General features: G+C 70.8%; 13 protein-coding genes. 2 read left to right on the top strand and 11 right to left on the bottom strand.

What is annotated here, in order from left to right; genetic code table 11:
- Positions 1-73: 73 nt before the first annotated feature.
- A complete protein-coding gene (gene mprF, locus JR064_RS02335) occupies positions 74-2,650 on the bottom strand; it encodes a bifunctional lysylphosphatidylglycerol flippase/synthetase MprF (RefSeq protein ID WP_206228666.1) in 2,577 nt (858 codons plus the stop codon).
- A 281-nt stretch (positions 2,651-2,931) separates the two neighbouring features.
- Between mprF and JR064_RS02330 the strand changes: the two genes are divergently transcribed.
- The gene (locus JR064_RS02330) at positions 2,932-3,618 is read left to right on the top strand and encodes a DUF998 domain-containing protein (RefSeq protein WP_206228665.1); all 687 of its coding nucleotides are present in this window, start codon (positions 2,932-2,934) and stop codon (positions 3,616-3,618) included.
- Positions 3,615-3,959 carry a RidA family protein gene (locus JR064_RS02325; RefSeq protein WP_179563752.1) on the top strand — a complete coding sequence of 115 codons (345 nt, stop codon included), beginning with the start codon at positions 3,615-3,617 and terminating at the stop codon, positions 3,957-3,959. The genes JR064_RS02330 and JR064_RS02325 overlap by 4 nt, the downstream gene beginning before the upstream one ends.
- Before the next feature lie 163 nt (positions 3,960-4,122).
- Here JR064_RS02325 and JR064_RS02320 read toward each other — a convergent pair whose 3' ends face one another.
- From JR064_RS02320 to JR064_RS02275, 10 genes are all read right to left on the bottom strand, one after another.
- Positions 4,123-5,199, bottom strand: a complete 1,077-nt coding sequence (locus JR064_RS02320) for an SAM-dependent methyltransferase (protein ID WP_185820547.1) — start codon at positions 5,197-5,199, stop codon at positions 4,123-4,125.
- Between the two features lie 23 nt (positions 5,200-5,222).
- Positions 5,223-6,005, bottom strand: coding sequence for a DUF1295 domain-containing protein (locus tag JR064_RS02315; protein WP_206228664.1), 783 nt, complete (start codon positions 6,003-6,005; stop codon positions 5,223-5,225).
- The gene (locus JR064_RS02310) at positions 6,002-6,553 is read right to left on the bottom strand and encodes a DUF2878 domain-containing protein (protein WP_191824781.1); all 552 of its coding nucleotides are present in this window, start codon (positions 6,551-6,553) and stop codon (positions 6,002-6,004) included. Before JR064_RS02310 ends, JR064_RS02315 begins: the two co-directional genes overlap by 4 nt.
- Positions 6,550-7,911: an SAM-dependent methyltransferase gene (locus tag JR064_RS02305; RefSeq protein ID WP_241092796.1), complete on the bottom strand. Its 1,362-nt coding sequence runs from the start codon at positions 7,909-7,911 to the stop codon at positions 6,550-6,552. Before JR064_RS02305 ends, JR064_RS02310 begins: the two co-directional genes overlap by 4 nt.
- A complete protein-coding gene (locus JR064_RS02300; RefSeq protein ID WP_206228663.1) occupies positions 7,908-8,771 on the bottom strand; it encodes a DUF1365 domain-containing protein in 864 nt (287 codons plus the stop codon). The genes JR064_RS02305 and JR064_RS02300 overlap by 4 nt, the downstream gene beginning before the upstream one ends.
- Complete coding sequence (locus tag JR064_RS02295) at positions 8,768-10,030, bottom strand: NAD(P)/FAD-dependent oxidoreductase (RefSeq protein ID WP_206228662.1); 1,263 nt, start codon at positions 10,028-10,030, stop codon at positions 8,768-8,770. The genes JR064_RS02300 and JR064_RS02295 overlap by 4 nt, the downstream gene beginning before the upstream one ends.
- Entirely contained in the window at positions 10,027-11,019 is a 993-nt protein-coding gene (locus JR064_RS02290) for an acyl-CoA desaturase (protein ID WP_206228661.1), read from the bottom strand. The genes JR064_RS02295 and JR064_RS02290 overlap by 4 nt, the downstream gene beginning before the upstream one ends.
- A 1,002-nt stretch (positions 11,020-12,021) precedes the next feature.
- A complete protein-coding gene (locus tag JR064_RS02285; protein ID WP_206228660.1) occupies positions 12,022-12,804 on the bottom strand; it encodes an anti-sigma factor in 783 nt (260 codons plus the stop codon).
- Positions 12,801-13,358 carry a sigma-70 family RNA polymerase sigma factor gene (locus tag JR064_RS02280; protein WP_206228659.1) on the bottom strand — a complete coding sequence of 186 codons (558 nt, stop codon included), beginning with the start codon at positions 13,356-13,358 and terminating at the stop codon, positions 12,801-12,803. The genes JR064_RS02285 and JR064_RS02280 overlap by 4 nt, the downstream gene beginning before the upstream one ends.
- 58 nt (positions 13,359-13,416) lie before the next feature.
- Positions 13,417-13,788, bottom strand: a complete 372-nt coding sequence (locus tag JR064_RS02275; RefSeq protein ID WP_206228658.1) for a DUF4345 domain-containing protein — start codon at positions 13,786-13,788, stop codon at positions 13,417-13,419.
- Positions 13,789-13,820 lie beyond the last annotated feature (32 nt).

Below are 13,820 nucleotides of genomic sequence, written 5' to 3'. Positions count from 1 at the left end.
CAAGGTCTCCGAATCCCTGCGTCCGCAGTCGATTGGCTACCAATCCCCAATCCCGAATCCCCAATCCCGGCCGTCAATCGGGCTTACGCGGATCCAGCGAAATCAGCCGCGTCACGTCCAGCAGCGCCGCCGGCAGATGCATGCCGCCGGGCGCGGCCAGGTAGCGGGTGCGCCAGGCCGGCGCGAACTTGGACTTGAAGCGGCGCAGGCCGGTGAAGCCGTAGAAGCGCTCGCCATGGCGCACGATCAGGTTGCCGAAGCGGTTCCAGCGTCCGGCCAGGCGGTGCTGGGCCAGGCCCGACAGCGGCGCCATGCCCAGCGAGAAGCGCTTGTAGCCCTGTTCGCGGCCCCACAGGAACAGCTCGATGAACAGGAAATCCATGGTGCCCTTCGGCGCATCGGCGATGTGCCGCATCAGGTCCACCGACAGCTCGTGTCCGGCCGGCGCCTGCCACAGGTTGGCGAAGGCCACGACCTTGCCCTCGGCCTCGACCACCGCGATCGGGAAGCGGCGCAGATAGGCCGGGTCGAAGCTGCCCAGCGAGAAGCCCTTCTCTTCGCCGGCCTTTTCCTCCAGCCATTGCTGCGAGACGTCGGCCAGCACCGGCATCAGCGCGTCGATCTCCTCCAGCGGCACGATGCGGAAGCTCAGCCCGCTGCGCTTGCCGCGGTTCCAGGCCTGGCGCAGGTCGGCGCGGTCGCGGCCTTCCAGGTGGAAGTCTTCCAGCGACACCATCGCTTCCTCGCCGAGCTTGACCAGGGTCAGGCCCAGGTCGAGGTAGGTCTGCCAGTGCTGCTCGCCGACCTGGTAGAACACCGGGCGCAGGCCCATCCGGTCGGCTTCCTCGCGGAAGCGCCAGATCAGCGCCCGCGCGACCTCCGTGGGCCCCACCGGGTCGCCCATCGCCACCAGCGAGCCGCCGTAGCGCTGCATCATCACGAAACCCTGGCCGCCTTCGTCGGGCAGCAGCGCCTTGTCGCCGGTCAGCACCAGGCAGGCCTGAGTGTCGGTGGCCGCGGCCAGCACCGGCGCCAGCGCGTCCAGCTGCGCCGCGTCGGCCGCCGGCAGCGGCGAACGCGTGCTGTGCAGCAGCCGCGCCAGCCCGAACACCACCACCGCCACGCTGACCAGCAGCACCGCGCGCAGCGCCCGCGGCGCATTGGCCGAGGTGGCGAACTGCCACCACAGTTCGTTCTGGTATTCGACGTGGCTGTAGACGAAGAACAGCAGCCACACCGTGGCGATCAGCACCAGCCCCAGATTGCGCAGCCACGGCCACGACCAGGCCTCGTCGAGCAGCGCGCCCTGGCGGTAGAACTCGCGCCGCGCGCCCCACAGCCCGGCCGCCACCACCAGCGAGGACAGCGCCACCGAGGCGTGGCCGCCGCGCAGCCAGGCCGGCAGCGGCAGCAGCACGCAGATGCCGATCGCCAGCACCCAGGCCGCATGGCTGCGCCGCTGCAGGCCCTGGCCGATCAGCAGCAGCACCACGCCGCCGAGGCTGGCCAGCAGGTGCGAGGTCTCCACGATCGACAGCGGCGCCATGCCCAGGCGCCGCTTCGGCGTCGGCAGGGTGCCGTCGATGACCAGCGCCGCGCCGACCGCGAACACCGCCATCGCGATGATCTGCGGCAGCCACGGGCGCAGCGTGCCCCAGGCCACGCGCACCCCGCCGGCGCTGGCCGCCAGCGGCCGGCGCAGGCCCGAGACCGCGGCCATCAGCACCGACAGCAGCAGCGGCACCACGTAGTAGGTGATGCGGTAGATCAGCGCCGCCGCCAATACCGCGGCCGGGGCCACGCCGGGCAGCAGCTTGAGCAGGCTCCATTCGAACACGCCCAGGCCGGCCGGCACGGTGGACATCAGGCCGGCCACCACCGCGACCAGGTACAGGCCGACGAAGCCGACGAACTCGATGCCCGATTCGTTCGGCAGCAGCACGTAGAACGCGGCGCTGGCCAGGCCCAGTTCGACCACGCTCAGCGCGGTCACGCCGAGCGCGGTGCGCCGGTCCGGCAGCCACAGTTCGTGGGTGCGCCAGCGCAGGGTGCGGCCTTCGCGCCCGGCCAGCAGCAGCATCAGGCCGAAGCCGGCCAGCAGCGCGATGCCGAACGCGCGCACCGCCGAGGCGCCGAGCGGCAGCGCCAGCGCCGCCGACGCCGACGCCGGTTCCAGGGTCAGCGCCAATGCCAGCAGCAGCCAGGCGCCGAACACGAAGCCGAGCGTGCTCATCAGCACCACCTGGCCGATCTCGGCCAGGCTCAGCCCGACCCGGCCGTAGCCGCGCAGGCGCACCGCGCCGCCGGTGAGCGCGGCGAAGCCCAGGGTCTGTCCGACCGCGTGCGCCAGGAACGCGGTGACGCCGATCCGCATCGGATGCAGCTTGCGCCCGCTGCGGTGCAGGCCGACCGCGTCGAAGCCGATCAGGCAGGCGTAGCTGCTCAGCCCCAGCAGCAGGGTCAACGCGATCTGGCCCACGCTGAGCTGGTTGAAGGCATGGCGGATCGCGGCGTAGCCGTGGGTGCTGAACTCGGTGGCCAGCGCGCGCAGCGCCAGCGCCAGGATCGCCAGGCTGAACACCACCGGCAGCGCACGGCGCCAGCCAGCGGCGGAGGGGGGCGGGGAAACGGGGGGCGCGGCGTCGGTCATTGCAGGGGAGCGTAAGCGAAGGAGAGAGGGAACTGTGCGCAGGCGCCGGCGGCGTCGCGCAGGCATGTGGCGTTGGCGGTGCGGGCCAGCGCGATGGCGCGCCTGCAGGCGGAACGGGGCTGGTGCATCGCGATATCGGGTGGCCTGGGGCTGTACCGGCGACACCGGCGACGCGCATCATAGTGGAATCGCACGTCGGCACCGCGTCGGTGTGCGCGGAGGGTGCGGGCGCGCGCATGCGTCGCGCATCGCGTTTCCCGCTACGACCCGGAGCCGATCCCATGCCGACGCCCCTGGCCCGCGCCGCCGCGCCGCCGCACTGGCCGCGCGCCGCCGGCGCCCTCGCCACGCTGCTGTGCCTGCTGTTCCTCGGCGTGGCGCTGGCGCTGCAGCTGCTGCGCGCCGACCTGCACTGGCAGCAGGCGACGCTGAGCCTGTACCTGCACGGCCCCGGCGGGCTGCTGCTGCGGATTGTCTACGTGCTGCTGGCGGCAGGGATCGTTGCACTGGCCGCCGGCCTGTATGCGCAGGCCCCGCCGCCGGCACGCAGCGCCGCGCCCCTGCTGCTGTTCGCGGTCGCCGGGCTGGGCCTGTGCGGGGTGGCGATCGGCGACAGCTACCTGCCGCAGCGCGCTCCCTTGCTGGCGCCGCTGTTGCACGCGCTGTTCGCGCAGACCGCGTTCCTGTGCGCGACCAGCGCGATGCTGCTGCAGAGCGCCTGGCTGCGCCGGCAAGCGCCGTGGCAGGGGCATGCCGGCACGGTGATGGCCCTGGCGGTGGCGGCGTTCGTGGCGCTGTGGGTGCATGTGCTGTGGCGCGCGCCGCCGCGCGGGCTGACCCAGAAGCTGGCGATCGTGCTGATCCTGGCCTGGCTGCTGCTGGTCGCCTACCGGCTGTGGCGGCCTGCAGGCCTGGCGCAATCGCGCGACAATGTCCGGGTTTCCCCTCTTCAGGACACCGCCTCATGATCCAGCGATTCGATACCGGCCCGCGCATGTCGGAAATGACCGTGCACAACGGCGTGGCCTACCTGGCCGGGCAGATCGCCGACGACGCCAGCGCCGACATCGCCGGCCAGACCCGCCAGGTCCTGGCGGCGATCGACGAACTGCTGGCGCGCGCCGCCAGCGACAAGAGCAAGGTGCTGCGCGCGGAGATCTACATGACCGACCTGGCCGAGTTCGCCGAGATGAACAAGGTCTGGGAAACCTGGGTCTGCCCGGGCAGCACCCCGGCACGCGCCACCGTGCAGGCCAAGCTGGCCAACCCGGAGTGGAAGATCGAGATCGTGATCACCGCTGCCGTGTGAGTGGAAAGCCGGGATTGGGGATTGGGGAGTCGGGATTCGATCCCCACTTCCGGCTGCCTGAACCATGCGATCGCTGCAAGGGCCGCTCCGCATCACGTCGCCCTTCAGGGCACGCAGCCCCGCCTTTGCGAATCCCCAATCCCGACTCCCCAATCCCGGCGCTTCAGCGCCTGACGAACCGGTAATGCGCCACGCCCCACTGCTGGCCCTGCTCGTAGCCGAACAGCTCCGCGCAGGCCATCCAGAACATGCGCCAGCGCTGCCACCAGATCTTCGCGTCGCGGCCGTAGGTGGCCTGCAGCACCGGCATCAGTTCGGCGCGGTGCCGGTCCTGGTTGCGTAGCCAGGCGTTGGCGGTCTTCTCGTAGTGTTCGCCGGACAGCAGCCAGCGCCGTTCCAGCGCCAGGTCGTCCTGGAACTGCAGCAGGGTGTCGGCGGCCGGCATCAGCCCGCCGGTGAAGAAGTGCCGGCCCATCCAGTTGTCCTCGCCCTGCACCTCGAACGGGTAGGCCAGGTCGCGGTGGCAGAAGATGTGCACGAACAGCCGGCCGCCCGGCACCAGCCACTGGCCGATGCGCGCCAGCAGTTCGCGGTAGTTGCGCATGTGCTCGAACATCTCGATCGACACCACGCGGTCGAAGCTCGCGTGCGGCAGGGTCAGGGTGTTCGCGTCATGGGTGATGACCTCCACGTTGCGCAGCCCGCGCGCGCGGCACTGCGCCTCGATGTGCTCGCGCTGCGGCCGCGAATTGGACACCGCGGTGATGCGCGCGCCGGGATAGTGCTCGGCCATCCACAGGGTCAGCGAACCCCAGCCGCAGCCCAGTTCGAGGATGCGCTGGCGGTCGCGCAACTGCGCGCGTTCGGCGTACAGGTGCAGCATGCGTTCCTCGGCCGCGTCCAGGTCCTGGGTGCCGGCGTCCCAGTAGCAACTGCTGTACTTCAGGCGCTTGCCCAGGCACAGCTCGAAGAAGCGCGGCGGCAGTTCGTAATGCTGGCGGTTGGCGGCATCGGTCTCGATCGCGATGGCGCTGCCGCGCAGGGCCTCGACGAAGGCGCGCTGGCGTTCCCAGGCCGCGTCGGCGCCGCCGCTGCGCTCATCGCGCAGGCGCTGCGTGCACAGCTTGCGCATTGCGGCGCGCAGCAACGCATCGGGCAGCAGGCCGGATTCGGCCACGCGCGTGGCCAGCGGTTCGGCCGGCAGCGCGGGCGCAGGCGAAGGGGCGAGGGTGCTGGACATCGGGCAATCTCCTGGAAGCGGGGTCATTGCCGTGGCGGCAACGGAAAGAAGGCGCTGGTGCTGCGCTGGTAGTCGGCGTAGTCCTGGCCGCGCGAGCGCAGCGCCTGTTGTTCGGTATAGGGAATGCCGGTGACGCGGTACAGGAACGCGAACATCAGCAGCGGCCCCAGCGCGGCGATGCCGACCCACAGCGCGCCGCTGCCCACCGCCAGGAACACGTAGGCGAACCAGTGCACGAACTCGAAGAAATAGTTCGGATGCCGCGAGTAGCGCCACAGGCCGCGGCGGCAGGTCTTGCCCTTGTTGCCCGGATCGGCGCGGAAGGCGGCCAGCTGGCGGTCGGCCAGGCTTTCCCCGCCCACCGCCAGCAGCCAGGTCGCCAGCGCCAGCGTGGTCCACACACTCCATTGCGGCAGCGGAGCGTGCGCGGCGATCGACAGCGGCACCGCGAACAGCACCACCACCAGCGCCTGGCCGAGGAAGAACAGCAGGAAGCGACGCTGGTCGCCGTGCCAGTGTTCGCGCAGCGCGCGATAGCGGCCGTCCTCGTGCGCATCGCCGAACACGCGCACGCCCAGGTGCCAGGCCAGGCGCGCGCCCCACAGGCCGCCCATCGCCGCGGTCAGCACACGCGGCAGCGTCGCGCCGTCGGCACGCCAGGCGCAGTACAGCGCGGCCAGCGCCATGCATGCCGCCCACAGCACATCGACCACGCCGGCGTTGCCGCTGCGCCGCTGCCAGGCCCAGCCGGCGAGCATGACCAGCGCAGTGAACGCACCCACGTGCAGCAGCGGCCAGGCGTTCATGGCGCGGCGCCTGCGATGCGTGGCGCGGGCTGCGCGGTCGCGGACAACCGCCGCGTCGCCACGCTCAGCACGGCCAGCGCCGCGGCCCAGGCCAACGCCAGCGCGAGCACGGGGTGCAGCAGCGGCGCACTCAGCGTCACCGCCTGCCAGCCGCGCGCGGCCAGCACGTAGCCGAGCGGGCCGAACACCGCGCCGAACAGCGCCGCGCGCCACGGGTGTCGCATGACCCAGGCCAGCGAATGGTTGAAGGTCAGTGCGAAGCCGGCCCACAGCGCCAGGATCCATAGCGGCGCCCACGGCGCCGGCGGCAGCGCCGCGGCGTAGCGTACCCAGCCGCCCGCGGCCAGCACGGTATCGACGCCGGCACCGAGCAGCAGCGCCAGCGCCATCAGCGCCGCATCGCCGCGCGCGCGGCGGCGCGGCTGCAACTGGTACAGCGCGAACAGCGCCAGCGCCGCCGGGCCGGCCCAGGCCAGCCCGTGCCCGGCGCCCATCACGGCCGCCAGCCACAGCAGCTGCAGCGCGACGTAGTTGGCGAGGTTGCTCATGCGTCGCCTGCCAACGCCGGCGCAAACTGCGCCGGGCGCGCGCCCGGCTTGCTTAGCCACAGGTGCACGTCGCCGATCGAGCGCTCCAGGAAGCCGCCCTCGCAATAGGCCAGGTAGAACTCCCACATGCGGATGAAACGCTCGTCGTAGCCCAGCGCGCGCACCTGCGGCAACTTGGCCATGAAACGCTGGCGCCAGGCGCGCAGGGTCAGCGCATAGCTGGGGCCGATGTCTTCCAGGTTGAACAGGCGCAGGTCGCTGGCCCGCGCGATCGCGCCGGTCATCGCCGCCACCGAGGGAATGAAGCTGCCGGGGAAGATGTGGCGCTTGATGAAATCCACCGATTTCAGCGCCTGCGCGTAGCGGTGGTCCTCGATGGTGATGGCCTGGATCAGCGCCTGGCCGTCGTCCTTGAGCAGGCTGCCGACCTTGCCGAAATAGGTGTCCAGGTATTGGTGGCCGATCGCCTCGATCATCTCGATCGAGACCAGCCGGTCGTAGCGGCCGTCGAGGTCGCGGTAGTCGCGCAACAGCACCTCGACCCGATCGGACACGCCGGCCGCGTCCACGCGCTGGCGGGCCAGTTCGTACTGCTCGCGCGAGATCGTCGTGGTGGTAACGCGGCAGCCGTGATGTCTGGCGGCATGCAGCGCGAAACCGCCCCAGCCGGTGCCGATCTCGACCACATGGTGGTGCGGCTGCAGGTCGAGCTTGGCGCAGATGCGCTGCAGCTTGCGCTCGGCGGCGCGCTCCAGCGCGGCGTCGCCGAGCGCGGCGTCGTCATCGCGGAAGATCGCCGAGGAATACATCAGGTTGCGGTCCAGGAACAGTTCGAACAGCGGGTTGCCCAGGTCGTAGTGCGCGGCGATGTTGCGGCGGCTGCCGGCGCGGGTGTTGCGCGCCAGCGCGTGCAGGCCGCGCATCGCCATGCCGCCGAGACGGGCCAGGCCGGTCTCCATCGCGTCCAGGCGCTCGCGGTTGCGCACCAGCAGGCGCACCAGCGCGACCAGATCGTCGCATTCCCACAGTCCGTCCATGTACGCCTCGCCGACGCCGACGCTGCCGTTCAGCGCGGCCTGGCGGTAGAAGCGCGGATCGCGGATGCGCAGGTGCGCGTGCAGTGCGCTGTCCGCCTGCGTGGCGCTGCCCAGGGGGGCGCTCCCTGACGTGGCGCTCCCTAACGTGGCGCTCCCTAACGTGGTGATCGCGCCGGCTTCCTCGATGCGCAGCTGGCCGTCGCGCAAGCCGTCGAGCGTGGCCAGCAGGCGCCGCCGCAGCAGGCGGTCGAGACCGCGCAGCGGCGGCGCGGCCGGGGTCAGCGCGACGGAAGCGGAGGAGGGCGCGTGCGGAGCGTTCATCGGCGTTCTCGCGGAAGGGAATGGTCGGGGTGGTCGTGCACCGGATTGCCGCGCAGCCACAGGCGCAACGCCTGCCAGTGGATCTTGGCCACGACCTGCAGGGTCATCGCCGGATAGCGCAGCAGCGCGCGCGCCAGGCTGGCGCCGGAGAGTTCGCGTCGCTGCAGCACCAGCGTGGCGTCGAAGCGCCTGGCCGCCGGCTGCGCATCCAGCACGTCCATGTGCACGCGCAACTGCGCGCCCGGCTCGCTGCAGCGCCATGCGTACTCGTGCGCCATCGCCATGAACGGCGAGACGTGGAAGCGCTTGTCGAAACGCCAGGCATGCACGCTGCCGTGACTGCGCGCGGCGGCCACTGGCAGCACGTAGGCGTGGCGCTGCTTCCACGGCGTGTTGGTGATCTCGGCGACGATGCTGTGCAGGCGCTGCTGCGCGTCGTGGCAGTAGTAGAAGGTGACCGGATTGAAGCAGTGGCCGAAGTAGCGCAGGTGGGTCAGCATGCGCACCGCGCCGAGCGGACGTTCGCCGCAGTGCTGCTGCACGCGGTCGCGCACGGCTTCGTCCAGCGGCTGCGCCGGATCGCCGAGGTAGTCGCTGCGGCGGAATTCGACCAGGTTGCGGCGGCCGACCGACCACAGCCAGCGCCGCGCGAACACCTGCTCGAGTTCGGCCAAGTCCAGGTACATCAGGAAGATCGGATAGCGGAACGCCAGCGGCTTGGGCGCATGGCGGCGGTGCCGGACCCAGCCGCAGTAGAGCGCGCTATGCAGCCCGCGCTTGGTCGTGCCCGCCGCCGCCGGCGTTGTCGAGACGGCGCCAGCCGGCGGGGCGGACACGGTAGCGCTGCGCAGCAGATTCATGGCCAGGGTACCCCTAGCCCGGCGGCGACGTCGACCGCGCTGCGCAGACCGTCCTCGTGGAAGCCGAAGCCCCAACCGGCGCCGGCGAACCAGGTGCCGCGCTGGCCCTGGATCTCGCCCTTGCGCGCCTGCGCGGCGACCGAAGCGTGGGTTTGCAGCGGGTGCCGGTAGCGCATGCGCCGCAGCACCTTGGCCGGATCGATGTCGTCGCTGCGGTTGAGGCTGACGATGAACGGCTGCGGCGAGGCGATCGACTGCAGCGCGTTCATCCAGTAGCTGACCGTGCATGGCGCGTCCGGATCGGCCGGCACGTGCGCGTTCCAGGCGGCCCAGGCGCGGCGGTTACGCGGCAGCACGCGCGCATCGGTGTGCAGCACGGTGTCGTTGTCCTGGTAGGCGATCGCGCCGAGGATCTCGCGCTCTGCGGCGCTGGCGTCGTTGAGCAGGCGCAGGGCGTCGTCCGCGTGGCAGGCCAGCACCACGTGATCGTAGTGCTGCGCATTGGCATCGCTGTCGGCCTCGGTCAGCACCGATACGCCCTGCGACAGCCGCTGCACCGAACGCACCGGCGTGCCGATGCGCTCGTGCACCCGCCAGCGGCTGCGCAGCGCGCGCACGTAGCTGTTGGAGCCGCCTTGCACCACTTGCCACTGCGGCCGGCCGCTGATCTGCAGCATGTGATGGTTGGCCATGAAGCCGATCAGCTGGCGCATCGGGAACTGCAGGATCCGCTGCGACGGCGAAGACCACAGCGCCGACGCCATCGGCACCAGGTGCGCGTCGCGGAACACGTCCGAATAGCCATGTCGCTGCAGGAATTCGCCCAGCGTCAGCTGCGCCTGCGCGGCATCGGCCAGCACCTGCGGCGCCTGCCGGTAGAAGCGGCGCAGATCGCCCAGCATGCGCCAGAAGCGCGGGCTGGCCAGGTTGCCGGGCTGGCAGAACAGGCCGCCGAGACTGCCTGCGTTGTATTCCAGGCCGCTGCGCGCTTCGTGTACCGAAAAGCTCATCGTGGTCGGTTGCGCGGCCACGCCGAGCTGCGCGAACAGTTTGCTCAGCAGCGGATAGTGCTGAGGGTTGAACACGATGAAGCCGCTGTCCACCGCGTACTCCACGCCGCCCAGTTCGATCGCATGGGTATGGGTGTGCCCGCCGAAGTAATTGGCGGCCTCGTACAGGGTGACCTCGTGCCGTTGCGACAGCAGCCAGGCCGAGCCCAGCCCGGCGATGCCCGAGCCCACTACCGCGATGCGGCTCATCGTGCGCGCGCCTGCGCCCGTACCAGCCCTGCCGGTAACGGCCGCAACTGGCGGATCAGGCCGGTCCACGACAGCGCCTTCAGGCCATACCAGGTCAGGTCGATTTCCCACCAGCGGAAGCCTTGCCGCGCCGCGCCGGGGAAGAAGTGGTGATTGTTGTGCCAGCCCTCGCCGAAGGTCAGCAGTGCCAGCCAGGCGTTGTTGCGGCTGTCGTCGCGGGTGTCGAAGCGGCGGCTGCCGAAGCGGTGCGCCAGCGAGTTGATGGTGAAGGTGGCATGGAACAGCGCCACGGTGGAGACGAAGAAGCCCCACACCAGCAGTTGCGGTCCGTCGGTGCCGAGTTGCGGATGGTGGCGTTGCAGCCAGCCGCCGAGCAGGAACAGCGCCAGCGCCAGCAGCACCGGCAGCAGCAGGTCGAAGCGGTCGAGGAAGCGCAGTTCCGGGAAGCGGCGCAGATCCGGGATCGCCTCCCAGTCGGTACGGAAGCCGCGCGGGGTCAGGAACCAGCCGCTGTGGCTCCACCAGAAACCGTGTTGCCGCGGCGAATGCGGGTCGGCCGGGGTATCGGTGTGGCGATGGTGGTTGCGGTGGTGCGCGGCCCACCACAGCGGCCCGCGCTGCACGCAGGTCGCGCCGAGCGCGGCGAACAGGAACTGCACCACGCGCGAGGTCTTGAACGCGCGGTGCGCGAAGTAGCGGTGGTAGAAACCGGTGAGCGCGAACATGCGCACGGCGTACATCGCCACCGCCATGCCCACTGCGAACCACGACGCGCCGACCCAGAACACGCCCAGGCAGGCCAGGTGCAGGGCGAAATAGGGCGCGGCGCGCAGCCAGTCGATGCGATCGGCGCGGGCCTCGTCCAGTTCGATCTCCGCGCCGGTGTCGAACCAGCGCCGCAACGTGCGCGCCACGCCGCCGCGGCGCGCGGGCGCCTCGGCAGGCGCAGCGGTGGGTTCACGGGGCTGGTCCGGAACGGGGCTTGGCACAAGCGCATCTCGTGGGGATTCGGATAGCGATACGGACAAAACCGGAAGACGGATGCACTCGCGTCGCGGCGTCTGTGCGCGCTGCGGCCGGCATCGATGGCCGGCCACGGCAGCGCATGCGGTCGCCGCTAGCGGCGGCGTCCACGCAGGTCGAATCGTCGGAGGATCAGGCTGCCCGGCGCATGCGCGACGGCTGCGGCGATGCTGCCTGCGCGCGAGTGGTGGCCGGGTGAACGTGCGGGTTCGCGGTGCTTCTGATGATCACGCGCAGCGCGAGCGCCGAGCGTGTCACCGACACACGGCGCTCAAGCCCCTCTCCCACCGGGAGAGGGGTTGGGGTGAGGGTGCGTCGGCACGGCCAGGCTGGCGCATCTGGATGTGTGAGGCTTCGCCCGTACCCTCATCCGCCCCTTCGGGGCACCTTCTCCCGCAGGAAGAAGGGAGGTGCGCAGTCTGCGTTGCATTGTCTACGAGCCGCAGTAGCCCCCTCTCCCGCCGGGAGAAGAGTTGGGGTGAGGGTACGTCGGTACGGACAGGCGGGCGCATCTGGATCTGTGAGGCTTCGCCCGTCCCCTCATCCGCCCCTTCGGGGCACCTTCTCCCGCAGGAAGAAGGGAGGTGCGCAGTCTGCGTTGCTGCGCAGTCTGCGTTGCATTGTCTACGAGCCGCAGTAGCCCCTCTCCCGCCGGGAGAGGGGTTGGGGTGAGGGTACGTCGGCACGGACAGGCTGGCGCGTCTGGATCTTTGAGGCTTCGCCCGTACCCTCATCCGCCCCTTCGGGGCACCTTCTCCCGCAGGGAGAAGGGAGGTGCGCAGTCTGCGTTGCATTGTCTGCGAGCCGCAGTAGCCCCTCTCCCACCGGGAGAGGGTTGGGGTGAGGGTACGTCGGCACGGGCAGGCGGGCGCGTCTGGATCTTTGAGGCTTCGCCCATACCCTCATCCGCCCCTTCGGGGCACCTTCTCCTGCAGGGAGAAGGAACAGCTGGCGCCGCGGCGGCCTGGCTACGGCGCCAGGCGCAGCGTGCTGATACCGCCCTTTGCCACGATTGGACCGGTGGCGACGCCGCCGGGCGCGCCGCCGGGTGGTTCCATCGTCACCGCCAGCAAGGCGCCGTCGCTGAGCAACGGCATCAGCGCGTCGGGAATGCGCGCCGCGCGCGCCTGCGCGTCGTCGAACACGCCCATCGAGCGCGCCTTGCCGTCGGCCGGGATCAGCCACAGCTCCGGCACGCGCGCGGGATCGCGGCTGCCGGCCAGCGGGGTCAGGGTGATGCGCTTCTTGTCGGCGTCCATCAGCACCACGTAGCCGGGCTTGCCGTCGTCCTGCATCAGCGTCGAGGTCATCGCGATGCCGGTGTCGGCTGGCGCCGTGGCGACCGGCGGGGTGGGCGTTTGCGGCGGGAGCGGCTGCCGCGCGACCATCAGCGTGAGCATGCACGCCGCTGCGGTGGCGAAACCGCCGGCGCTCAGCCAACGCCAGGTGCGCACGCTTTCCCAGAAGCCAGGCGATGCCGTCGGCGCGCGCGGCACCGGCGCATCCAGGCCGAGCGATGCGCGGATGCGCACCCACACGCGCTCCGGCACCGCGACCGGCGCGATCTCGTCGGCCAGCGGCATCAGGTGCTTCTGCCATTGCGTCACCGCCGCGGCGAACTCGGCGTCGGCGTCGATGCGTTGTTCGGCGGCGCGGCGTTCGCTTGCATCGAGCACGCCAAGCACGTATTCGCCGGCCAGCACGTCGCGCGGCGGCGGGGTTTCCTGCGGATCGGGCACGGATGCGTTCATCGTTCCAGGCACGCCTTCAGCTTGGCCAGACCACGCCGGATCCAACTCTTGACCGTGCCCAATGGCGTTCCGCTGCGGTGAGCCAGTTCCTCGTAGGTGATGCCCTCGAAGAACGCGGTGCGGATCAGGTCGCCGCGCGGCGGCTCCAGTTCGCCCATGCACACGTCCAGGCGCCGTCCGGCGACGCGCCACTCGGTCTCGGCCAGCGGGTCGCGGCCGTCGTCGTGCAGTTCGCCGGCGTCGTCGAGCGCCACGGATTGACGCGCCGGCGCGCGCGCGCGCAGGTAGTCGATGGCCTTGTTGCGCGCGATCATGGTCAGCCAGGTGAGGCCGCGCGCGCGCTGCGGATCGAACTGCGCGGCCTTGCGCCAGACCGAGGTGAACACTTCCTGCAGCACGTCTTCGGCTTCGCCGCGCTGCGGCACGATGCGCAGGCACACGCCGAACAGGCGCGACGACGTGGTGCGGTACAGGCGTTCGAACGCGGCGCTGTCGCCGGCCGCAGTGGCGACCAGCAATTGGCCTGCTTCGTCGTGATCGGGCGTCTCGGTCATGCCGGGGAGCGGTGGCGAAGGTGGCAGCGATGCTACAGGCTTTCGGCGCGCGCGTCGCTCAACGACGCTGCCCGCGCCACAGCGCGAGCGCGGCGAGCAGCAGCGCGATCTCGAACACGGCCAGGCCGGTGGTGGTCGGTCCGACCGGCCACAGCCGCAGCAGGCTGGCGCTGCGGTAGAGCACGATCGGTACGTAGAAGGCGAGCGCCAGCACCAGCCCGTTACGGGTCTGCCCGCTACGGGCGAAATAGCCGAACAGGAACGCCATCCCCAATTGCAGGCCGCCGTAGATGACCAGGTATTCGGACTGCCCGGAGCGGTCCAGGCCGATGTAGCCGACCGCGGCGGCGGTCTGCGCCGGCAACAGCGTGCACCACAGCGCGAGGACTGCGTAGAGCGCAGCGTTGAACCATAGATAGGCCTTGGCCATGGATGTTCCTTGTCGGGAGGTGTGGGGGACCG

This window comes from Xanthomonas bonasiae, from assembly GCF_017163705.1.
In the GTDB taxonomy this organism is placed as follows: domain Bacteria; phylum Pseudomonadota; class Gammaproteobacteria; order Xanthomonadales; family Xanthomonadaceae; genus Xanthomonas_A; species Xanthomonas_A bonasiae.
The sequence above is the reverse complement of the archived record's forward strand: the minus strand, read 5'-3'. Positions and strand labels throughout refer to the sequence as shown.